Genomic DNA, 21468 nt, shown 5'->3' with positions numbered 1-21468 from the left:
GTTCAAACCCTTCCGTACAACCGCCTCGCCTCTCGAAACGACATAAGCTTTTGTAGTTTTTCATCCCACAAATGCAACTTCACGGACTGAAAACTTTCCCAAATCGTCAAACGCTGGGCTTGGGCGAGATCGGCATTATCTCGCAAAACTTCCGGAAGGCGGTAGAACGGGATGCGGCTATACAGGTGATGCACATGATGGATGCCGATATTGGCGGTAAACCAACGCAACGGTTGCGGCAGCACGTAATGCGAAGACCCCTCTAACGCGGCCTCATGCAGCTGCCAGTCTTCGGTTTTCGACCAGTGGGTTTCTTCAAACTGGTGCTGGACATAGAACAGCCAGACCCCGATCGTCGCCGCAATCACCGAAGTCGGCAGGTAGATCAGCAACAGCGGCATCCAGCCGCCCAGCCAGATCATCAGCCCGACGCCGATGGCGATCACCGCGTTGGTGCCCATGGCGCTGGTCCAATAGCGCCAGCCTTTATTCATCAGGCCAAACGGCAGACGGTTTTGCAGGATGAACAGATAGCTTGGCCCCAGCACGAACAAAACCAATGGGTTGCGATACATCCGGTACAAAAACCGCCCCACCCTACTGCGGGCGCGGTATTCTTCCACAGTCAGGGTCAGCACGTCGCCAATGCCGCGCTGATCAAGGTTGCCGTGATGCGAGTGGTGGATCGAATGGGTGCGCCGCCACACGTCATAGGGAGTCAGCGTCAACACGCCCAGACAGCGCCCCACCCAATCTTGCGCGGTGCGGCTGGAGAAATACGACGCATGGCCACAATCATGCTGGATCACGAAGATCCGCACCAAAAACACCCCGTTCAGCAGCGCAATCGCGAAGGCCAGCCAATAGCTGATGCTCAGCGATGCCCAAGCCAGCCCCCACAGCATCACAAACGGCACCAGCGTCGCCGCCAGTTCAAACACCGAGCGGAAGGTGGAAGGTTCGCGATATTTCGCCAAAACCAGCACCCACTCTTTGGCAGAGCGGCGCGACACCGGGGCCTGTTCGGCCTGATTAGTCTCTGTCATCAAAAGCGCCCCAACGCTCGCCCGGTTCGCCACCGGAAGGCCGCAGCGCCTGAAAAGCGCCTTGTGTTGATTGGGTCCGGCGATGATGCCAGACCGTCGTTGCCGTTTCGTTAACGGTTGTCGCATCATGATGCCAGTGCGGTCTGCTGTGAAGCGTTAACTTGTCGCAAGGTTCCATTGTGTTGACACAATCGACAGAATTCGGCTGTCTGCGACGTTTTTACTTAGCCGCCGCCGCCTTGGTCGCGGTCTTTACCGCCGATTTGCGTTGCTTTTCGGTGGCTGATTTCAACTGCCCACAGGCCGCCATGATGTCTTCGCCACGCGGCGTGCGGATCGGGGTCGAGAACCCGGCGTCGTGAAGAATGTCGGCAAAGGCATGAATCCGGTTGCCGGACGAGCGTTTGTAGGGCGCCCCCGGCCATTCGTTGAACGGGATCAGGTTGACCTTGGCCGGGATGCCGCGCAGCAGTTCGATCAGCCGGTAAGCGTCTTCCTTGCTGTCATTCACATGATCCAGCATGACATATTCAAAGGTGATCCGTTCGGAATTGGTCAGGTTCGGATAGTCGCGCAGCGCATCCAGCAGCGTCGCGATGTTCCATTTCTTGTTGATCGGCACCAGCACGTCGCGCACGGCGTCGGTGGTGGCGTGGAACGACACCGCCAGCAGACAGCCGATCTCATTGGCGGTGCGGGCAATTTCCGGCACCACACCGCTGGTGGACAGCGTGATGCGGCGGCGGCCCAAAGCAATGCCTTCACCGTCCATCACCACGCGCATAGCGTCGCGGACATTGTCGAAATTATACAACGGCTCGCCCATGCCCATCAGCACGATATTGCTGATCAGCCGGGTCTCAACATTGCGATCCCCCGGATTGGGCCATTCGCCCAGATCATCGCGTGCCAACATCACTTGGCCTACGATTTCCGCCGCCGTCAGGTTGCGCACAAGCTTTTGCGTGCCTGTGTGGCAGAAAGTGCAGGTCAGGGTGCAGCCGACTTGGGACGATATGCACAAAGTTCCACGGTCGGTTTCGGGGATATAGACCACCTCCACCTCATGCCCGCCGGCGATCCGCACCAGATACTTGCGGGTGCCATCGGTCGAGATTTGCTTGGTGACGACTTCAGGCACCTCGACCACGAAATTCTCGGCCAAAAGCGCGCGATAGTCCTTCGCCAGATTGGTCATGCGGTCAAAGTCGCGCACGCCCCAATGATAAATCCATTGCCAAACTTGCCCCAACCGCATCTTTGCGGCCTTCTCGGGCGTGCCCGCCGCAATCAAGGCATCGCGCATCTGATCGCGCGTCATGCCAACCAGATTGGCTTTACCGCCCTCAAGCAGCTTGCGCGGAAGGGTGAGCACGTCTTGCGTGATCGGAGCGAGAGCGGCTGCAAGAATAGGGGCGGTCATGGCATAGTCCTTGGCTGTAAGCAGTCCCTATACGGGATTCGCAAGCAAAACGGAACCGTGCATATCGGCAGCCAATCGCCGCCGTCAAAGGGCCTCAGGCGGTGGCCGCCAGTTGCGCCTCCAGCGCCAGAATTTGCCGCACAGCTTCGGCGGCCTCGGCGCCCTTTTTGACGAAATGCGCGGTGTAATAGGCGATCAGCGTATCAACCGGTTGGAAGTTATGCGGGGTGAGTGAAACCGAAAAGCATGGCACCCCAGTGTCCAGCCCGACAGTCATCAAGCCCGTCACAACCGCGCTTGCCACGAAATCATGCCGATAAATCCCGCCATCCACCACCAAAGCCGCCGCGACAATCGCATCATAGCGCCCGCTCTGCGCAAGCTTTTTCGCGACGAGCGGCATTTCAAACGCGCCGGGCACGTCGAACGCGTCAATCACAGCCCCCGGCAACAGGGAATCCGCCGCCGCGACAAAGCCTATGTGCGCTTGGTCGACGATGTCGGCGTGCCAACGGGCTTTGATGAAGGCGATGCGGGCGGGCTTCAGGCTTTCGGTCATTTGGGCAGATTCCATGCAAGAGAGCAGATTTGCCCCGCTGCATAGCTTTCACACCAAGCCGGGGCAATGCTGCATAGACCTGCACTATCGCGCCGTCCGCTCGTCGGTTTGGCACGCTTTACCTGCCGTTTCCGACCTGTTTACGCTAACCCCGCACCTTACCGATTGTTGTCGATCCAGCGCGACAACAACTGACGATCGCGAAAACATTCGTCCGGCACCGCGCGGCGCTTGATGCGAGCGATTTTCTCGGCAAAGGCCACCTGTTTCGATGTGGGCCGGCCATCGGTTTCCATCGGCCGCGCCTTGGCCTGCGCGTCAATCCAGGCGCTAAGACTGCGGCGATCCAACTGCACCTCCCATGGTAGATTGACGCCATTGCGCTGCGCCAAAGACCGCGCATAGGACAACTGCCGTTCGGTCGCAGCGATGGCAAATGTGGTGTCTTCCATATCATCACCTCGGCTTGGTTCTGGACTTTGAATATGGAACATAAAGAGAACAAAATCAACCACAGTCACGCAAATGAGAACAAACAGCCCCAAAATGCAAACAACCGAGGCGCAGGCCCCGGTTGCATATGGTGTCAAGCCCAAGGGCGGTTAGCGGAATTGTCCGCTTATTTGCACTGCTTGGCGGCTTCGTCCAGCGCCGCAGTAAAGCCGCGCAAGCTGAAGCTGTCTTTGGTTTGCGTGCCCTTGCCCGAACGCCCGGTCAACACGGCTGTGGTGCCTTTTTTCAGCGCAGCCAGAATAGCTGCATCATCCTCAGAGGTTCCCGGCCAAGCCCATTCGCCATCCGAGAACAGATCAAACGCGGTGCCATCGACATCCAGTTTCACCGTTGATCCAGGTGCAAACGGATAGCCGCCCGAGAATGACGTCTCGCCATTCACACCGGGGCGGAAGGTCACGAACAGCAAAATATCGCCGCGCCGCACTGAAACGGGCTTACCGTCTTTGGTGTTCACGGTTTCCTTCGGGCTGGACACGCCCCAACATTCGGTGGGGTTCTTGTCGGCAAAAACACTCCAATCCGTCATGGTGGCAACACGATTGGTCGATTCTTGCGCTGTCGCCGCAGCGGTCAGCGCCGCAAACCCCGTCATGGAAATCATCGCCACGCCTAGTGCGCGCGTCATCCAGCTTGTCATTTTTAGTCAGCCTCCAAGCCGCTTTACCTCTGCGCGCCCAACTCCGCTTCAGTCGCGGTTTTTCGGTAGCGCGGCGCACATTCACTCGATATGCCATGCATAACCGAAAAACACAGGTCCATGAAAGCCCTGCCAGGGTGACACGGGCAGAAAATCGCGCATATGTGACGGGGGATGCCATGGCTGCAGCGGAAATGGTCGAGTTTTGGCGCGGCGGGTTGTTGGAAAGCACCCATCGCGGCCATGCGGTGGTCTGCGATGAGGCGGGTCAGGTGGTGCAGGCTTGGGGCGATCCGGGCCGGGTGATCTTTCCGCGCTCGTCCTGCAAGATGCTGCAAGCGCTGCCTTTGCTGGAATCCGGCGCGGCTGATGCGGCGGGCTTAAGCGACGCCCACATCGCCTTGTCCTGTGCCAGCCATCAGGGATCGGCTTTGCATGTCAACATGGCCAGCCGCTGGTTGGCCGATCTGGGTTTGGGCGAGGCTGATCTGCGCTGCGGATCGCACGAGCCCTATGACCGGGCCGAACGCGACCGGCTGATCTTGGGGCATGAAGCCCCCTGCCAGTTGCACAACAACTGTTCCGGCAAACATTCGGGCTTTCTCACCACCACCCGGCATCTGAAAGCCGGACCGGAATATGTCGAACTTGACCACCCGCTGCAAAAGGCGATCAAGGCGGCGACCGAGGACCTCACTGGCGAGGCCAGCGCAGGCTACGGCATCGACGGCTGCTCGGCCCCGAATTTCGCAATGTCCGTCGCGGGCTTGGCGCGCGGTATGGCGAAATTCGCTTCGGCCGATCAAACCGGATCGGCGCGGGATCGCGCGATGCATCGCCTGACCCGTTCGATGGCGGCACACCCCGAGCTTGTCGCAGGTGAGGGCCGCGCTTGCACCGAATTGATGCGAGCGATGCGGGGCCGTGTCGCGATCAAGACCGGGGCGGAAGCGGTGTTCGTGGCCATCATCCCCGAGAAGAAGCTTGGCATTGCCTTGAAGATCGAGGATGGCAATTCCCGCGCCTCGGAAGCTGCATTGGTGGCAATCTTGGCGCAGCTTGGCGTGCTCGATGCAGCACACCCGATGGCGCAAAAGCGGCTGCCCGCACCACAAACCAACTGCCGGGGTCTGACGGTGGGCGAGTTGCGGCTGGCCTCGGGGTTTGTGTAACCTCCGCTTGCTTTAACCCATCAGAGAAAAGGCCCCCACCTTGCGGTGGAGGCCTTCAGTGCGACAGCGCCGGTGAAGCAAGCTGGGCGGGGGCAATGACCTACTCCACCGGTTTAGGTTCACTGTCGCCTGTTCTTTTTGACGCCTGAACGCGGCGGTAATATGCAAGCCAAACGGCCATTTACGGGCATTGTGACGGCAAAATCGGGGCGCGAGTCCCCAACGCGGCAGGGTCTTTTCGCGCTGTGGTTGAGAGGAACTCGATTTGCAGGGGTTGATTTGCGGCACATCTCGGGTAAACTTTTCCCATGACGGTGCAAATGCCGACCCCTTTCCCCGCGCCAGAGCCCCTGCCGGATCAGGTTACTTTTGATCGCCACGAGCTGCGGGCAATTTTGCGGCTTTATGGTCAGATGGTCGCGGCGGGCGAATGGCGCGACTATGGCTTGTCGTTTTTGCGCGAGGCGGCGGTGTTTTCGGTGTTCCGCCGCACCGCCGAATTTCCGCTGTACCGGATCGAAAAGCGCCCGAAGCTGCGCGCCAAGCAGGGCATGTATGCGGTGGTCGGTATGGACGGCTACATCCTGCGCCGGGGTCATGATCTGGCGGGGGTCTTGCGGGTGTTGGAGCAAAAGCTGATCCGTCCGGTGGAGTGATTGGCGGTCTCGATTTTTCGCGCAAAAAATCGTGGGATAAGGTTTGTTCAGGTTTTACGGTGGCCATCCCCGGGGCCAGCCCCGGACCCCGGGATATTTGCGCAGAGAGGATGAGCTAGAGTCTGCGTCTGTGGCTGACCGCAGCGTTTTCCACTGCAAACACCCGCGCGATGCAAGCCTCGATGCCCTCATAAGCCACTGACATCGTCTGGCCATTGGCATGGATCAGCCGATCAGCATCGACAACCAGCGCGACATGACCTTTCCAAAACAGCAGATCGCCCCGCCGCAGGGGAGCGTCTTGGGGCACTTCATGGCCAAGGCTTTGCTGCAGATCGGAATCTCCAGACGCTTTGATGCCACAAGCCAGCAGGGCGGTTTGCGCCAGACCCGAGCAATCTATCCCGGCACGAGAGTTGCCGCCCCACAGATAAGGCACCCCGAGGAAGCCTTCGGCGACGCTGATCGGGTCTTTGTGGTATTGGCCCAGCGGCAGCAGATGTGGCGTCGGGATGAAGCCTTGGCTGGTTTCGGTGAACTTCGCGCCCTGTGCGATCACCGCAACCTGCGCCCCCATGCTTAGCGCTGCGATCTCAGGCGCTTGCACGCGGGGTTCGGGATAAAGATGCGTGCCGGGGGTGGCGATCCAATGCGTGGGCTTCGGGCCTTCGCCGAGTGCTGCCTCGGCCAGCCAGCCGCAATAGCCATCTTTGGCCGCAAATCCAAAAGCATAGCCGTCTTGGTGGTCGATCACCGTAAAGGCCTCGCCCAGCAGCACCTGACGATCCCGCGCGCCGCCGGGCGCGCGCAGCAGGTCCGCCAATGGCATCGCCACGCGGCGTTTGTCGCCTTCGGTGAAGCGGGGCGCGTCGATTTGACCCTTCAGCGAGATATGGGCGACGCGGGCAGTGGCGGGGGTCAAGCGGCGATCCATGCTACAGCCCCAACATCGCGGGCAGTCCCGCCAGAATGGCCCGCGCGCCTTGACCGACCCCGCCTTTCGGGCGCGCCGGCGCATCGGCGGGCGTGTGGCCGTAGATGTCGAAATGCATATAGCGCGGGTGATCGGCGAAACGTCGCAGGAACAGGGCTGCCGTCACCGACCCCGCAAACCCCCAGCCCGGCGCATTGTCCAGATCGGCAATGCCGGGCTCGATGATGGCCTCATAGGGCGTGTGGAACGGCAGCCGCCAGACCGGATCGAAGCTGGTTTGCGCCCCCTCTTCCAGCGCCGCCGCCATCCCCGCATCATCGGTGTAATAGGGGGCCAGATCCGGCCCCAGCGCCGTGCGTGCAGCCCCAGTCAGCGTCGCCATCGAGATCAGCACATCGGTCGGCGTTTCCACAGCCAGCGCCAAGGCATCGCCCAGCACCAAGCGCCCCTCGGCATCGGTATCGTTCACCTCCACCGTCAGCCCCTTACGCGAGGTCAGAATATCCTTCGGCTTCAACGCATTGCCCGCAATCACATTCTCGACCGCCGCCACGATCACCCGCAACCGGATCGGCAGCCCCAGCTGCATGATCATCTGCGCCAACCCCATCACCGTCGCGGCGCCACCCATATCCTTCTTCATCAGAGCCATACCCGCCGTCTTGATGTTCAACCCGCCGGTGTCAAAGCACACGCCTTTGCCGACCAAAGTCAGGCTTGGCCCGGCACTCCCCCAGTGCATTTCCAACAACCGGGGTTCGCGCGGTGACGCTCGCCCCACCGCATGGATCATCGGGAAGTTCTGCTCCAGCAGCGCCGCGCCCTTCACCACCTTGGCCCGTGCGCCAAACCGCCCCGCCAGCGCCACAAACGCCGCCTCCAACTCATCCGGCCCCATATCCTGCGCCGGGGTGTTGATCAGATCGCGGGTTAGATATTCCCCCGCCGCCATCGCCAGCAGACGAGCGCCATCGCAACCCTCGGGCAACACCAACCGCGCAGGCTCAACCACCTTGACCTTGCGATAGCGATCAAAGCGATACTGCGCCAGCAGCCAGCCCAACGCCGCCTCATCGCGCGCCGCTGGCGTCAGATCGCCCACCAGATGCCAAGCGCCGGTGGGCAATCCCACCGCCTTCGCCAAAGCAAACCGTTGCCGCGCGCGGGTCTTCGCAGTGCCAAACCCGATCACTGCCGCAGCCACGCCATCTGCCCCGGGGATCAGCCGCAGATCGCCCAAAGATGCCTCAAACCCCGCATCCGTCAGCCAAGCCCGCACCGCCGCATCCTGGTCGGCCAGAAACCCAGTCAGCCCCTCGGCCCCAACCACATACAGCGGGCGCGACACGGCAGTATCATCAGCAAAAGCGGGAACCATCGGCGCATCCTTTATAACCTGCCCAAGGCCATAGCCTCAAACCTGCCCGAACCCTACCGCTTCCATCCGCCGCCGCAAGCCCCCGGCCTGGGCGTTAAAACGGCGTCTGATCCAACTGCTCCAGCAGCGCCCTGTCAGGGGCCAAAGACCGCTCGGCAATCCGCAACAGCCGTGCCCAGACGGCGGCAAAGGCCGTGGTATCCGCGCGCTCCAGACAGGCGCGCAGATCCGCCGCCACCACGGCCAAACTGACCATCCCCAAATTCTCGGCCATGCGTTGCAACCGTCGCAGCTGCCGCGTCAGATCGCCCATCTCATGCGCCCGCACCTGTGACGCCAAGCCCGCCATGGTCAACGCCAGTTCGCCCAAGGCCCGGGCCACCACCTGCTCTCCCCCGGATGTTCCCAAATTCCGATAAATCGTCGCAATCGGCGCGGCATCCTGCCGCACCCGTTCCTTTGGCTGCAAAGCCACCACGTTTTCCATCACACCCTCCGACACACCCAGCCCCACCTTGCGCCGTCGTGCTGAAGAAATCGTTGCTGCAGGCCAAAGAAATCCCTCGAATTTTCTGCGATTGCAGCATAATGACGGGCAAGAACCAAGCCGAGCCCAAGCCGAGAAGGATCACCATGAACCACATTCGCGCGCTTCCCAGCTATCTGGTGCAACGGTTTCAAGGCTGGAAAGCCACGACATATCAAGACAATAAGGCGTGGTATCGCAGGCTTGCTGCCAATGGCCAGCACCCGCGTGCCATGGTGATTTCCTGCTGCGACAGCCGGGTGCACGTCACCTCGATCTTCGGCGCGGACGAAGGTGAATTCTTCATCCACCGCAATATCGCGGGTCTCGTGCCGCCGCATAACCCCGATGGCGAGTATCACGGCACCTCGGCCACGGTTGAGTATGCGGTGATGAGCCTTGGCGTTGCCCATATCGTCGTGCTGGGTCATTCCAACTGCGGCGGTGTCAAAGGCTGCCTTGATATGTGTTCCGGCCATGCCCCTGAACTGCTAGAGAAAACCAGCTTCGTCGGCCGCTGGATGGACATCTTGCGCCCCGGCTATCAGCGGATTTCCGGCCTGCCCGCCGCGCTGCAACAACCCGCGTTGGAGCGCGAGGCGGTGCTGGTTTCGCTGGAAAACCTGATGACCTTCCCCTTTGTCAAAGCCGCCGTCGAGGATGACCGCCTGACCCTGCACGGGCTGTGGACCGATACGGGCGAGGGCGAGTTGCAGCAATTCGATCCCGCGAAGGGTGGGTTTGTGCCGGTTTGAGGGGGGACGATTGATGGGGCTGCGGCTGGCTTCTATCAATCCGTATGGTCGATCTGAGCCCATCGCGGCTATTGCAATGGCGCTCACTTTGACCAGACTGATAAAGGTTTTCGGCAGTTGGGTGTCTGATGCAGTTACAGATTGACGATAAGCTTGCGGCAGAAGTCCTGTCCGCGCGCGATGATTTTTCTCAACCGATAAATAATCTGAACGACCTTCTCAGGCGGATTCAGGATGATGACACCCGTCGTATGTTTCTTAGACAACTGGGCGAAACCATGGGGCACTTGGAGCAAATCGGGCAACCATTGCGCCGCACACTCCGAAGGCCCGACTGACCGCTTCGTCCCGCATTGCAGCCATTCACTGGGCCCGCTCACACCATCTCAAGCAAATAACCCGCCCGGAATCAAGGCGCGAATGCGCCGCCGGGCAGCGCCCGACCGCCCCCTCGGGCGGGCGCTTCTGCGCTGTCTCGCTTAGAACTTCTGGGGGATTGGTTGAGGCATAAAGTGCCTAGAACTTCTGTTGCTCGCCCACCCGGCGGTCTGGCGCTGCCCTGTGGTGCGTGGGCGAAGTGTTAACAAAACCTTAAATCGCCCACCTCAAACCACTGATATAAAACAACAAAAAAAGGTCCCGAGTTGGGACCCTTCCGATTTCCCTATTCGTGCGCCCAGCCATCCATCGCTGCGATGGCCTCTTCCGCCGTCTCGACAAACCGAAACAGTCCCAAATCCGCCGCCGAGATCACCCCCGCCTCGGCCAGCATATCCCAGTCAATCAGCCGCTCCCAAAAGCTGCGCCCAAACAGCAGGATAGGGATCGGTTTCATCCGCCCGGTCTGGATCAGAGTCAGGCTTTCAAACATTTCATCCAGCGTGCCGAACCCGCCCGGAAACACACAAATCGCCCGCGCCCGCATCAGGAAGTGCATCTTCCGGATCGCGAAATAGTGGAAGTTGAAGGACAATTCGGGCGTCACATATTGGTTCGGGGCCTGCTCGTGCGGCAGCACGATGTTCAACCCGATCGACTGGCCGCCCGCATCGTCGGCACCCCTGTTCCCGGCCTCCATCACCCCCGGCCCGCCCCCCGTGCAGATCACGTTTTGGCCGTCGGTTTGCAGGCTGCGTTCGGTGATGATGCGGGCGAAGGTGCGGGCTTCGGTGTAGTATTTGGTGAGCGCGGCCAGCATCGGGGTTTTGGCGGCGGATTTGTTTGCCGGATCAGGGATACGGGCACCGCCGAACAGGACGACGGTGGATTTGATGCCCATCTCGTCCATCATCAACTGGGGTTTCAGCAGTTCCAGTTGCAGGCGGACGGGGCGGAGGTCTTCCCTTGTCAGGAAATCTAGGTCAGCGAAGGCCAGCTTATAGGCGGGGGAGCGGGTCTGTGGGGTGTTGGGCAGGCGGTTGGTGGCGGCCACGTCTTGGACTGAGTCTCGGAATGGGTGGGGGCGGGTTTCTTCGGTCATCGGGTGGCCTTGATTGGAGCGTGCTGGGGGTAGGGGTAGCTGGTTTTGTGGGGGTTTGGAAGGGTGGGGTGGGGATGGTCCCGAGTTGGGACCATATAAAAATATATGTTATTCAAATAGTTGTGATTTTTTTAACCAAAAATTAAGGATTTCCGGCAAAGGGCTTGGCTGGATCGGGATAGCTTTGATGGATCGTTGGCCGGGTTTGCGGCCAACGATCAGAGGTTCCGCGCGGTGAATTACAGCAGCCGCACCGCCATGCCGCTTGGCGATGTCTGCCAGCGCTTTGGCATAGGCCTCGTCCGTGACATCTGCCGCGCGACAAATGGCTTTGCCGCCGCTTTGGCTGATCTGATCTGCGAGGCGCTGGCATTCGGGGTGGCAGCGCGCGCCGCGCACCAGTTGTGCGCTCTTCGCCGCGAATAGCAGCGCGGAGGCCGCACCAGTTGGTGCGGTGACCCATTTCCTGCGGTTGTTGGCCGCGCAAATGGCAATGCGCAGGAAACGGGTAGACGTTGATTAGGGTCGTCAGCGGCGCCGATCAATCGGCCAGCGCGCGATAGCCGCCGTTCCAGTAGATCAACGCGCCTGCGCCGGGGGTGGTGCGGATGGCTTCTACCCGGCCGATCAGGATGGAGTGGGTGCCGCGGTCGATCATTTCTTCGATGGTGCAGTCGAAAGCGGCGGGCGCGCCTTTCAGCAGGCGAACGCCGGTGATGGCGGTTTCCCATTCTGCGCCGTCATAGCGCGCCGCACCCTTGGTGCCGCCAAAGCCAGAAAAGCGCTCGGCGACCCCCTGATGGGCCGCCCCAAGGCTGGACCAGCCGAATGTGCCGGTTTCTTGAAGCACGGGCCAACTGGAGGAGGCGCGGTTGACACAGGCCAGCAGCAAGGGCGGTTCGGCCGAGAGGGAGATCGCAGATGTGACGATCAGGCCCGTTGCGGCCTCGGCCTGTCCGGTGGTGATCAGGCTACAGTTGCCGACAAAGGCGCGCATGGCGTCGCGGAAGTGCTTGGGCGTGGGTTCGGACATCTGGCACTCGCGGTTTGGGCGGCACCGCTTGGAAGCGATGCCGCAAGGGATCAGCGGCCCAAGCCTTCAGCGGATGCCCGCTTCTTGCAGTTTTGGCAGCACGTTGTCGCGGAAATACGGGAATTCCTTGACATAATCCACAAAGGAAAGCGTGGTGCCGGCAAATCCGGTGGCATGCAGTTTCAGGATGCCTTCGGCCACATCATCGGGCGTGCCAACCAGCGGGAAGCCACCGTGGCCCATCGCGAACAGGTGCTTGATCTGCGCCAAAAGGTCATGCGGGAAGCTTTGGGCGTGGGCGAATTGCAGGTTCACCAAATTATCCACCGCGGCTGTGTCGGTGTTGGCGACGGCGGTGTGATGCAGGAAAGCTTCGGCCTCGTCCCGCGAGGGGCGGCAGATGACGTGGGAGAAGGTCAGCACGTCGATCTTGCGGCCTTTGGTTTTGGCTTGCGCCTTCAGGTCGGCGATTTCTGAGACCGAGCGGGACAGATCAATCGCCGGGGTAAACAGGAAATCGGCGTTGTCGGTGGCAAAGTTGCGCCCCTGCGGTGAGCCTGCGGCGTTGATAATCGGCACGGAACCACGGATCGGGGCGGGGTCTCCCTTGATCTGCTTGGCTTTGAAATAAGTGCCGTTCCAGTCGAAATGCTCTTTCGAGGACCAGAGTTTGCGCACCAGATCGAACCATTCCTGCGCATAGGCGTAGCGGGTTTCGTGGTCATCTGGCAGGGTCAGGCCAAGGGCTTCGTATTCGGGTTTGTTCCAGCCGGCGACGATGTTCAGCCCGGCGCGGCCATGGCCGATCTGGTCGATGGTGGCGATCTGCTTGGCGACCACGGCGGGGTGGTTGGCGGCGGTGTGGATGGTGGCGAACACCGCGATGTTCTTGGTGGCGGCCAGCAGGCCAGCGGCCCAAGTCATGGTTTCCAGCACGTTGCCGTGAAAGTCTGTCTCGCCGCCGTAGCCGATCCAGCGGGCGATGGGCAGCATGAAGTCAATGCCCGCTTCATCCAGCATTTTGGCAAGGGTCAGGTTGTTGTCCCAGGAATTGTCCCACCGCTCGGCGATTTTGGTGGGGGTCATGCCGGAGGAACAGTTGGAGGAAAACGTGCCCAAGCGAAAGCGATCGCCCGAGAGCATCGGGTTGGTGGTCATGGTAGGCTCCCTGTCAGGATGATTTTATGTTATATTTTATGATTGAAAGTCTATCGTAAATTCGCATTGCGTCAATGGGTTTGGCGGTTGAGGATACAGCGTGGCAAGGGGCTGGGGTGATGGCGGAAAAAAAGGTTCAAACTCAAAATGATACCGGCGGACAGGCGCTGGATTACCGCTGGCATTTGGCGGAAACGGCAGGTGAGGTCGAGGTGACCGAGCTGGAATTCGCGCTGATGCGGGCGTTTGAGGGATTCGGGCGCTGGCAGTCGGAATGTCTGGCGGGAGTGTGCCAGATGCCCGCTTCCGGGCCCGAGAATGCGCTTTTGCACATCATTCGGATGCATGATCGCCCGAAAAGCATCAAGGAACTGGCCCGACTGGCCAACCGGGATGATGTGCCGAACATCCAGTATTCTTTGCGTAAGTTGATTGGCGGTGGGCTGGTGGTGCGCAAGGGCGCGGGGCGGTCGGGGGTGAGTTACGAGGTGACGGACGAGGGGCGGCGGGTGACGGATGATTATGGCGCGTTGCGGCGGCGGTTGTTGTTGGCGGAACTGGGGAATTTACCGGGGTTCTCAACCCGGCTGGCTGAAGCCGCGCGGGTGTTGAACGTGCTGACCGGGATTTATGAAGAGGTGGCGCGGGTGGCGGCCACGCATAGGCGGGCTTAAATCGGGTGCAGGCGGTGGAAGGCGCTTTGGGCATAGGGGCTGGGCCTGCGCCGTGGGTGAGGTTGGTGACCCGGCTTGCAGAGTTTCGCTGACGGTGCAGCAGAAGGTGAGGGCGGCGTCGGTTAGGATGGGTAGGCCGTCTGGGTCGTCGTGCCCGTTGCTGGCGGTGAATTTGTCTGCTCCGGTGGCACCTGTGGTTCCGGCGAAATGCAGGGCGAGCGGACAGCCGTCACCGGACAGTAGGTTGACGTTGAAGCGGCCACTGGCGGCGACGGCGGCGCAGGTGCCGGTTTGGCGGTTCAGGCAGACCAGCAGGCTGGGCGGATCGGCGGTGACGGAACAGACGGCGGTGATGCCGCGCCGGGCCTCGGGGCCTGCGCGGGCGGTGACGATGGTGACGGCACCCGGAAAGCGGGCCATTGCGGCGCGGAAGGATTGGGGGGCGATCACGCTCATCTCAGGCGGCTTTCAACTCGGCCAGATAGCTGGCGGTGGCGTCGGGATCGGCGAACCATGGGAAGAAATCGCGCGGGTCGTTAAAGCCGTTGGCCATGCGCGAGGCCAGGGCTTGGGCGTTGCCCATGATGTCAAGGATGAAGGGCGGCGGCGGTTGCAGCAGCATGTTGGTCCAGCCGACGACCCGTTGCGCATAATCCCAGAACGGATCGAAGGTGGCCTGCATCCAAGCGGCATCAAACGGGCGCTCGCCGTGGTTCAGGATGCTTTGCAGGTAGATCGCGGCGGCTTTGGTGGCGTTGTTCGAGCCCTGCCCGGTGATCGGATCGTTCAGGCAGACCACATTGCCGAGGCCCAGAACCTTGCTGCCCGAGGGTAGGGTGGCGACCGGGTGGCGCACGGTGGGGGCGAAGCGGCCCGACAGGATGCCTTTGTCATCAGTCAGTTGGCAGTTCTTCAAGTGGTCGTATTCCCACGGCAGGAAGGTTTTCAGGATATTCAGCGCGGTTCCCAGATGCTGGGCCGGGGTTTTCACATCGGCCCAGCAGTCGATTGGGCCGCCGTGGATGCCTTCCAACACCATGATCTCGCAGGGGCCGGTGGTGGTCAGCGCCGGGAACACGAAATATTCGCCGACGCTGGGGATCAGATTGAATTCCACCGCCGAATAGGGCTGACGCGGTGTCATGCCGGTGACATAGGTGAGGGCCAGCGCGCGCATCGGTTTGTCGAAGGGGGATTGCTCGGCGTCGCGGGTAAACAATCGCCCGACATCGCCTTTGCCCGAGGCGATGATCACCAGATCGTCTTGGCGCGCATAGGTTTCAATCTCGGCAATGCCCGCGTCGGTGATCACCATTTGGCCACCGAGGCGGCTGAATTCAGCCATCCAGCGTGGGATTTTCACCCTTTGATCAACGGAATAGGCGTTGCTGTCCAGCTGTGCTGCCCAGTCGATCAGCTTGGTGCCAGAGCCATCGGGGTTGGGCACGATGAAGTTGATGCCTTCGACCGGCGGGCATTCGGCGGACCAAAAATCAATGCCGAGATCGCGTTCGTGCTGCACGGCTTTGGAGTATATGCACTGGCTGGACAAACTTTGCCCTGCGCCACGTCATCCGCCGTGCGGTTTTGCACCACGCGCACCTGATGGCCTACTTTCAACTAACCGATGCCAAGCTGAAGACCGGATTGGCCGCCGCCTAATATGGTGAATTTACGCATGTCTCGCCCCTTTAAATTGGTTTTCGATCTCGCCCGTGGGGCGGTTAGTCCACCAGCTCCGGGATTGCTGGCACCGCCTGCTCCGGCCCCATCGCGGTATAGCCGCCATCGACGCAGATATCGGTGCCGGTGATGAAGCTGGCCTCGTCCGAGCAGAGAAACAGCACGGCGGCGGCGGCTTCCTCGGAGTCGGCTGCGCGGGCCAGCATGTGGAAGGGGGCGACGCCTTCGGCTTCGGAGGCGGGGGCGATATCGGCCACCATCACCCGCACATCGGCGGCGCGGAAGGCTGCGACTATGACTTGCGCGATTTTGGTGCTGCCACCCGGCACAATCGCTGCTTTGCCTGCTCGTCCGCGCATTGGCTGTCTCCCTGTTAGTAGGTAAGCTTTGATCTGCGCGGGGCGGGGCGCTATCCGGCAAACGGGGCGACTATCCAGAAAACGAATAAATCGTCATCGAAATGCAGGAAACTGCTGGCAGTGTGGCAAAGCATGGTAGGATTTGTCGCGAATAAGGCTGGCGCCGCAGGTTGCCGCCCCGCTTGACGGCCATGCTTTGTTTCGCACGCATGACGTTGACGAAGCCCGCGCCCGAGATGGCGGCGGTTTTGAACCCGCATCTGCCGACCACGATGATCTGGGCGGAAGGCACGCGGCAGATGCTGATCCAGATCGACCTTCCGGCGATGCACGATCATCTTTCCGCGCAGTTGGGCGCGCCTGCGTTGCGGCCTTTGACGTTTTCAGGCGGGTTTGATCGGCGCAGCGGGGCGGGGGCGGCGTTGCGGCGGCTGGTGCTGTTTCTGGTGGCGGCGGCTGATGCGGGACGATCACCCATCGGGGCGGGATCGGTGACAGAGGTGGCTTTGCGCTGGGGGGGCGGGCATTTCGGGCGGTCTGCGGAAATCTATCGGGCGCGGTTCGGGCTGTCGCCGCGCGATACGTTGCGGGCGGCGCGGGGCGAGGGCTGTCAGGATTGATCCGGGTGTGGCGTTGTAAAACTGTCATGGCCGCGTCGTCTTTGTTTCATCCGGGCAGGGCAAGGCTGGGACTGATTTTATCTGACCAAGGATGCCCCCGATGCGTTTTCCAATTTCTGGCCTGACCTCTGCTTTGGCGATATGTGCGGCTTTGCCTGCTTTGGCGGAGCCTACTTTCAACCGCATTGCCAGCTTTGCGACGCCGTTGAACATGGCGGCGGGGGAAGATCTGGCGCGGGCGACCAGTGCCGAGATCATTTCGGCCTCGGAAGATGGTATGACGCTGGTGTATACTGACAGCCCGTTGGGCGTGATTGGATTGATCGACATCACCGACCCTGCCGCGCCTAAGGCCATGGGCAATATCGACATGGGCGGCGAGCCGACCACGGCAAAGATCATCGGCGGGATGGCGTTTGCGGCGGTGAACACGTCGAAGGATTATGTGAACACCTCGGGCAAGCTGGTCAGCATCGATCTGGCAACCAAGGCTGTGGTGGCGGAGTGCGAATTGGGCGGTCAGCCGGATTCGGTGGCTGCGGCCAAGGATGGATCCTTTCTGGCCATCGCGATTGAGAATGAGCGGGACGAGGATTTGAACGACGGTGAGCTGCCGCAGATGCCGGCGGGCTTTGTGGTAAAGCTGCCGGTGAACGCGGGCGTGGTTGATTGCGCGGGCTTGCAGAAGATCGAAGTGACCGGGCTGGCGGGTGTTGGCGGCGATGACCCCGAGCCGGAGTTTCTGGACATCAACGCCACGGGTGAGATCGTTCTGACCATGCAGGAAAACAACGAGATTGTTCTGATCGGTGCAGACGGCAAGGTTTCGGGCCATTTCAGCGCCGGGGCGGTGGATCTGGACGGCATTGATACCAAGCGCAATGGTCGGTTGGATTTCACCGGCAAGCGCGAGGGTGCCTTGCGTGAGCCGGATGGGGTGAAGTGGGTGGACGGCGATCACTTCGCGGTGGCGAATGAGGGCGATTACAAGGGCGGCTCGCGCAGCTGGACAATTTTCAACCGCGATGGCTCGGTTGTGTATGAAAGCGGGGCCAGCTTGGAGCGGGCGATTGCCGAGATCGGGCATTACCCGGAACATCGCAGCAAGACCAAGGGAGTTGAGCTGGAGTCGGTTGAAGTGGCGACGTTTGGCGAAACGCCAATGGCGTTTGTGGCGTCAGAGCGCGGCTCGGTGATCGGGGTATATGATCTGACCGACCCGAAGGCTCCGGTGCTGAAGCAACTGTTGCCGTCGGGGATTTCGCCCGAGGGTATGGTGGCCATTCCGCAGCGCAACCTGCTGGTGTCGGCCAATGAGGTTGATTTGCGCGAAGATGGCGGTGCGCCTGCGCATGTGATGATCTACCAACTGGCGGAAGGGCCTGCGGCCTATCCGATGATCACCTCGGCGGGCAGTGATCCGTTGATTGGCTGGGGGGCTTTGTCGGGTCTGGCGGCTGACCCGAAAGAAGCGGGCAAGCTCTATGCGGTGTCGGACAGCGTTTATGCGGCGGCCCCGACGATCTTCAACATTGATGCCACGCAGACCCCGGCGAAGATCACCGGCGCGATGGCGGTGACGCGCGGCGGTGATGCGGCGCAAAAGCTGGATCTGGAAGGCATTGTGGCGGATGGCGAGGGTGGGTTCTGGCTGGCCTCGGAAGGCCGCAGCGACCGTTTGGTGCCGCATGCAATTTACCATGTTGATGCGGAAGGTGCGATTGATCAAGAGATTGCTTTGCCCGAGGCACTGCTGGCCAATGAGACTCGCTACGGGTTTGAGGGCATCACGGTGGTGGGCGACACCCTGTGGATGGCGGTGCAGCGTGAGTGGAAAGACGATCCGAAAGGCATGGTCAAGTTGCTGGCCTACAACACCAAGGAAGAAACTTGGGGTGCGGTGCATTACCCGCTGGACGCCCCCGCTGAAGCCGCTTGGATGGGGTTGTCGGAGATCACGGTGAAGGGCGATTGGGCCTATATTATTGAGCGCGACAACCAGATCGCGGGCAACGCTGTGACCAAAAAGCTGTACCGGGTGGCGGTAAGCCAGTTGGCCCCAGTAGAATTGGGCGGCACGCTGCCAGTGGTCAGCAAAGAACTGGTGCGGGATTTGATGCCCGATCTGGGTGTGCTGAACGGCTATAGTGTCGATAAGGTCGAAGGCTTTACGATTGATGCGGCGGGCACCGGCTGGGTGGTCACGGACAATGACGGCGTCGATGACAGTTCGGGTGAGACGCTGTTCTGGTCGATTGGTGAGGTGAAGTAAGCAGGGGCGCTGCGTCGGCGTCTTTGACGCGGGTGCACCTGTTTGCAGGTTAGGATCATCGCCGCGCCCTTGTCATCAGGGGCGCGGCGATTGGTTTTGAAGGCAAGCCGTGGTGGGGTGAACCCCACCCCACCGCTTCCGATGCGATTGCATGGCGGTGCCGGCATCGGTATAGGGCTGCAAAGCTTTGAGGAGATTGCCATGAGCTATGCCGCGTTGGAGACTGCGATTGAAGCTGCTTGGGAGGCGCGGGATACGATCTCGACGACCACCAAAGGCGAGGCGCGCGAAGCAATTGAAGCCACGTTGACGGCGCTGGACAGCGGTACGTTGCGGGTGGCGGAAAAGCGCGACAACGGTGATTGGCATGTCAACCAATGGGCGAAGAAAGCGGTGCTGCTGTCGTTCCGCCTGACCGACATGTATGAGATTTCCGGCAGCAATGGTGGCTCGAACTGGTGGGATAAGGTACCGTCGAAGTTTCAGGGCTGGACGGAAGCCGACTGGCGCCGCGCCGGGTTCCGGGCGGTTCCGGGCAGCATTGTGCGGCGCTCTGCCTATATCGCCAAGGGCGTGGTGTTGATGCCGTCGTTCGTGAACATCGGCGCTTATGTGGATGAGGGCGCGATGGTCGATGGCTGGGCGACGGTGGGGTCTTGCGCGCAGATCGGCAAGAATGTGCATTTGTCGGGCGGCGTTGGCATTGGCGGTGTGTTGGAGCCGATGCAGGCCGGGCCGACGATCATCGAGGACAACTGCTTTATCGGGGCGCGTTCGGAAGTGGTCGAAGGCTGCATCATCCGCGAAGGCAGCGTTCTGGGGATGGGTGTGTTTATCGGCCAGTCGACAAAGATCGTGGATCGCGAAACCGGGGCGGTCATGTATGGTGAAGTGCCTGCGGGCTCGGTCGTGGTGGCGGGGTCGATGCCGTCGAAGAATGGCGTGAACCTGTATTGCGCGGTGATCGTGAAGAAGGTCGATGCCAAGACGCGGTCTAAGACCAGCATCAATGAGCTGTTGCGCGACTGACGCGCTGAGGGGAACATCATGTCTGAAGGCAGCAAACAGCAGGTTTACACCTTGACGGTCGAAGTGGGGCGCAAGCCGGGTGACGGCTTGCCGGATAAGGCCACCGGGGCGGCGTTGCTGATCTATGCCAGCGGTGTGGATGAGGCCGAGGCGGTGCGCGAAACCGTGGCGATCTTGAAGCAGGCTGATCTGGCACCGTTGGATGTGTCCGGCTACGGCACGCTGGAGGAGCGTCTGGCGGCAGGCGATGAGATTGATGCGGAGGAGCGCGATCTTATGGCACGGGCATTGGCCGAGAATTCGGTGGTTGTCGCGCAGATGACGCCATTCTATGACTAATAAATGAAATCAATAGCTTAGACTGTGCTCTTGGTACAGTTTGTGGGCCATATTTTGGTACAGCTGCGGGTGTTTAGCTGCCTCTTGGGCGCATAAGTCCGCCATACCGAAGTGCCGTGGCCATTTCCTCTTTCACTTTAAGAGTTACGAGCTGGGCGATCTGCGTTGCAGCCGCCCCCGCGTGAACAAGGGTCAGACATATCGCCGCCCGCACCGTCGATTGTAATGCTGTTGGCGCTGGGCGCGATATTCTGCGCCCAGCGCTTTGGTTTGTGCCTATCTGGGCTAGGCCTGCCCATCGTATCCCGGATTCGGGGTTTCACCTAATATCGGGCCTTGCTCGGTCTATCCGATCAACGTGGAAAAGCTGAAATTTTCTGGGCGCTTGCGGTTTTTGGTAGGGCGGAATGGCATCAGATTTTCGCTGGAAATTTTGAGGGGCTATAACCTGCAATCTGCAATTTGATCGCCCCGCAGCGACTGAACGAGCGCCCACGAACTCACGGGGGTGGTTTAGCGGGTCCCCGATTATTGTTGGATACCAACGACTCATCGCCTAACGGCGACACCAAAAAGTCAATCGCGATCAAGTCAACGCATTATCACGCGCATCAGCACGGTAATGGTGCCACCAACATCGCCATCCTGCGCCGCTGCGCCCTCGATCTCGCCCGTCGCGACACCTCCAAAGTCTCGCTCTCGATCAAACTGAAGCGAGCCGGGTGGAGCGATGCGTTTCTTCTCAGCCTTCCCAATCAGTTAGAAAGGACTTATGCCAAACGCGATTGCCCGGTGCGGTGGGGCGGGCGGCAATCAAATCACCCGCAGTGGCTTGACTGCAAAAGCTGCAGAGCTTGACAGCATAATCCGCACTGGCTGCGGAGCAAAAGCGGTCAGGTTTATTTGATTTTGCCGCTTGCCACCAAGTCGGCCAGAAGATGATCCTCCATCGTGGAGGGGGCATCACGTTCTTGAAAGTATGTTGAATCCCGGACCGGAGCGTATTGAATTGACGCCGCATCTCCACGCGTCATTTTGACCTTCTGAAAGTATTCGAGGCTTTGGATTCCATAGTGGTTTAGGCTCTGGACTCATTAAATCGCTTGCTCTCGGGGCAATCCATTGATTCATTGGCGGTACCAAGGGGGTGCTGCCATGACCGAAATGTTCCTGCTTTCCGAAGCCCAGATGGCGCGGATATCGCCGTTCTTTCCGCTCT

Annotated in this window: 24 protein-coding genes; 10 read left to right on the top strand and 14 right to left on the bottom strand. The window is 60.6% G+C overall.

From position 1 onward, the window contains the following. Positions 1 to 2: 2 nt before the first annotated feature. The 5 genes from Q7V03_RS13255 to Q7V03_RS13235 form a co-directional block, all read right to left on the bottom strand. On the bottom strand, positions 3 to 1046 hold the full coding sequence (locus Q7V03_RS13255) for a fatty acid desaturase (protein ID WP_304926066.1): 1044 nt from the start codon (positions 1044 to 1046) through the stop codon (positions 3 to 5). A 220-nt stretch (positions 1047 to 1266) separates the two neighbouring features. After that, a complete protein-coding gene (gene rlmN / locus Q7V03_RS13250; RefSeq protein WP_304926065.1) occupies positions 1267 to 2469 on the bottom strand; it encodes a 23S rRNA (adenine(2503)-C(2))-methyltransferase RlmN in 1203 nt (400 codons plus the stop codon). Positions 2470 to 2563: 94 nt separating this feature from the next. Next, positions 2564 to 3028, bottom strand: a complete 465-nt coding sequence (locus Q7V03_RS13245) for a 6,7-dimethyl-8-ribityllumazine synthase (RefSeq protein WP_304926064.1) — start codon at positions 3026 to 3028, stop codon at positions 2564 to 2566. 158 nt (positions 3029 to 3186) lie between these two features. Beyond that, positions 3187 to 3480 (bottom strand): hypothetical protein, encoded by a 294-nt coding sequence (locus Q7V03_RS13240; RefSeq protein WP_304926063.1) that lies wholly within the window; start codon positions 3478 to 3480, stop codon positions 3187 to 3189. Positions 3481 to 3647: 167 nt separating this feature from the next. Next, positions 3648 to 4169 carry an invasion associated locus B family protein gene (locus tag Q7V03_RS13235; RefSeq protein WP_370651126.1) on the bottom strand — a complete coding sequence of 174 codons (522 nt, stop codon included), beginning with the start codon at positions 4167 to 4169 and terminating at the stop codon, positions 3648 to 3650. Positions 4170 to 4360: 191 nt separating this feature from the next. Here Q7V03_RS13235 and Q7V03_RS13230 point away from each other — a divergent pair, with 191 nt between their 5' ends. After that, a complete protein-coding gene (locus tag Q7V03_RS13230) occupies positions 4361 to 5353 on the top strand; it encodes an asparaginase (RefSeq protein ID WP_304926062.1) in 993 nt (330 codons plus the stop codon). 308 nt (positions 5354 to 5661) lie between these two features. Beyond that, positions 5662 to 6009, top strand: coding sequence for a DUF2794 domain-containing protein (locus Q7V03_RS13225; RefSeq protein ID WP_304926061.1), 348 nt, complete (start codon positions 5662 to 5664; stop codon positions 6007 to 6009). Positions 6010 to 6124: 115 nt separating this feature from the next. Here Q7V03_RS13225 and Q7V03_RS13220 read toward each other — a convergent pair whose 3' ends face one another. The 3 genes from Q7V03_RS13220 to Q7V03_RS13210 form a co-directional block, all read right to left on the bottom strand. Further along, the gene (locus tag Q7V03_RS13220) at positions 6125 to 6943 is read right to left on the bottom strand and encodes an NlpC/P60 family protein (RefSeq protein WP_304926060.1); all 819 of its coding nucleotides are present in this window, start codon (positions 6941 to 6943) and stop codon (positions 6125 to 6127) included. A 1-nt stretch (position 6944) separates the two neighbouring features. Beyond that, complete coding sequence (locus Q7V03_RS13215) at positions 6945 to 8321, bottom strand: M17 family metallopeptidase (protein ID WP_304926059.1); 1377 nt, start codon at positions 8319 to 8321, stop codon at positions 6945 to 6947. Positions 8322 to 8415: 94 nt separating this feature from the next. Continuing rightward, positions 8416 to 8808, bottom strand: coding sequence for a hypothetical protein (locus Q7V03_RS13210; RefSeq protein ID WP_304926058.1), 393 nt, complete (start codon positions 8806 to 8808; stop codon positions 8416 to 8418). Between the two features lie 146 nt (positions 8809 to 8954). Here Q7V03_RS13210 and Q7V03_RS13205 point away from each other — a divergent pair, with 146 nt between their 5' ends. Then, a complete protein-coding gene (locus Q7V03_RS13205) occupies positions 8955 to 9602 on the top strand; it encodes a carbonic anhydrase (RefSeq protein ID WP_304926057.1) in 648 nt (215 codons plus the stop codon). Positions 9603 to 10266: 664 nt separating this feature from the next. Here the strand turns inward: Q7V03_RS13205 and Q7V03_RS13200 are convergent. Further along, the gene (locus Q7V03_RS13200) at positions 10267 to 11082 is read right to left on the bottom strand and encodes a TIGR00730 family Rossman fold protein (protein WP_304926056.1); all 816 of its coding nucleotides are present in this window, start codon (positions 11080 to 11082) and stop codon (positions 10267 to 10269) included. 195 nt (positions 11083 to 11277) lie between these two features. On the opposite strand from Q7V03_RS13200, the gene Q7V03_RS13195 reads away from it, so the two are divergent. Next, positions 11278 to 11508 (top strand): hypothetical protein, encoded by a 231-nt coding sequence (locus Q7V03_RS13195; protein ID WP_304926055.1) that lies wholly within the window; start codon positions 11278 to 11280, stop codon positions 11506 to 11508. A gap of 115 nt (positions 11509 to 11623) precedes the next feature. Here the strand turns inward: Q7V03_RS13195 and Q7V03_RS13190 are convergent, their stop codons facing one another. After that, a complete protein-coding gene (locus tag Q7V03_RS13190; protein WP_304926054.1) occupies positions 11624 to 12115 on the bottom strand; it encodes a flavin reductase family protein in 492 nt (163 codons plus the stop codon). A 66-nt stretch (positions 12116 to 12181) separates the two neighbouring features. Further along, the gene (locus Q7V03_RS13185; protein WP_304926053.1) at positions 12182 to 13273 is read right to left on the bottom strand and encodes an LLM class flavin-dependent oxidoreductase; all 1092 of its coding nucleotides are present in this window, start codon (positions 13271 to 13273) and stop codon (positions 12182 to 12184) included. A gap of 119 nt (positions 13274 to 13392) precedes the next feature. Here Q7V03_RS13185 and Q7V03_RS13180 point away from each other — a divergent pair, with 119 nt between their 5' ends. Next, positions 13393 to 13947 (top strand): winged helix DNA-binding protein, encoded by a 555-nt coding sequence (locus Q7V03_RS13180; RefSeq protein ID WP_304926052.1) that lies wholly within the window; start codon positions 13393 to 13395, stop codon positions 13945 to 13947. Here Q7V03_RS13180 and Q7V03_RS13175 read toward each other — a convergent pair. The 3 genes from Q7V03_RS13175 to Q7V03_RS23905 all read right to left on the bottom strand — a co-directional run bounded on the left by Q7V03_RS13175 (position 13852) and on the right by Q7V03_RS23905 (position 15989). Further along, complete coding sequence (locus Q7V03_RS13175; RefSeq protein ID WP_304926051.1) at positions 13852 to 14397, bottom strand: flavin reductase family protein; 546 nt, start codon at positions 14395 to 14397, stop codon at positions 13852 to 13854. The genes Q7V03_RS13180 and Q7V03_RS13175 overlap by 96 nt on opposite strands. A gap of 7 nt (positions 14398 to 14404) precedes the next feature. Then, entirely contained in the window at positions 14405 to 15499 is a 1095-nt protein-coding gene (locus tag Q7V03_RS13170) for a styrene monooxygenase/indole monooxygenase family protein (RefSeq protein ID WP_304926050.1), read from the bottom strand. A gap of 172 nt (positions 15500 to 15671) precedes the next feature. After that, positions 15672 to 15989, bottom strand: a complete 318-nt coding sequence (locus tag Q7V03_RS23905; protein WP_370651125.1) for an SDR family oxidoreductase — start codon at positions 15987 to 15989, stop codon at positions 15672 to 15674. Between the two features lie 209 nt (positions 15990 to 16198). Here Q7V03_RS23905 and Q7V03_RS13160 point away from each other — a divergent pair, with 209 nt between their 5' ends. The 5 genes from Q7V03_RS13160 to Q7V03_RS13140 all read left to right on the top strand — a co-directional run bounded on the left by Q7V03_RS13160 (position 16199) and on the right by Q7V03_RS13140 (position 21107). Beyond that, positions 16199 to 16609 (top strand): hypothetical protein, encoded by a 411-nt coding sequence (locus Q7V03_RS13160; RefSeq protein WP_304926049.1) that lies wholly within the window; start codon positions 16199 to 16201, stop codon positions 16607 to 16609. A 100-nt stretch (positions 16610 to 16709) separates the two neighbouring features. Continuing rightward, entirely contained in the window at positions 16710 to 18881 is a 2172-nt protein-coding gene (locus tag Q7V03_RS13155; protein ID WP_304926048.1) for an esterase-like activity of phytase family protein, read from the top strand. 201 nt (positions 18882 to 19082) lie between these two features. After that, the gene (gene dapD, locus Q7V03_RS13150) at positions 19083 to 19910 is read left to right on the top strand and encodes a 2,3,4,5-tetrahydropyridine-2,6-dicarboxylate N-succinyltransferase (RefSeq protein WP_304926047.1); all 828 of its coding nucleotides are present in this window, start codon (positions 19083 to 19085) and stop codon (positions 19908 to 19910) included. An 18-nt stretch (positions 19911 to 19928) separates the two neighbouring features. Continuing rightward, positions 19929 to 20249: a hypothetical protein gene (locus tag Q7V03_RS13145; protein WP_304926046.1), complete on the top strand. Its 321-nt coding sequence runs from the start codon at positions 19929 to 19931 to the stop codon at positions 20247 to 20249. A 534-nt stretch (positions 20250 to 20783) separates the two neighbouring features. Next, complete coding sequence (locus Q7V03_RS13140; protein ID WP_304926045.1) at positions 20784 to 21107, top strand: hypothetical protein; 324 nt, start codon at positions 20784 to 20786, stop codon at positions 21105 to 21107. The last annotated feature ends 361 nt before the right edge of the window (positions 21108 to 21468 follow it).

This window comes from Cypionkella sp., from assembly GCF_030652235.1.
Lineage (GTDB): Bacteria > Pseudomonadota > Alphaproteobacteria > Rhodobacterales > Rhodobacteraceae > Cypionkella.
The sequence above is the reverse complement of the archived record's forward strand: the minus strand, read 5'-3'. Positions and strand labels throughout refer to the sequence as shown.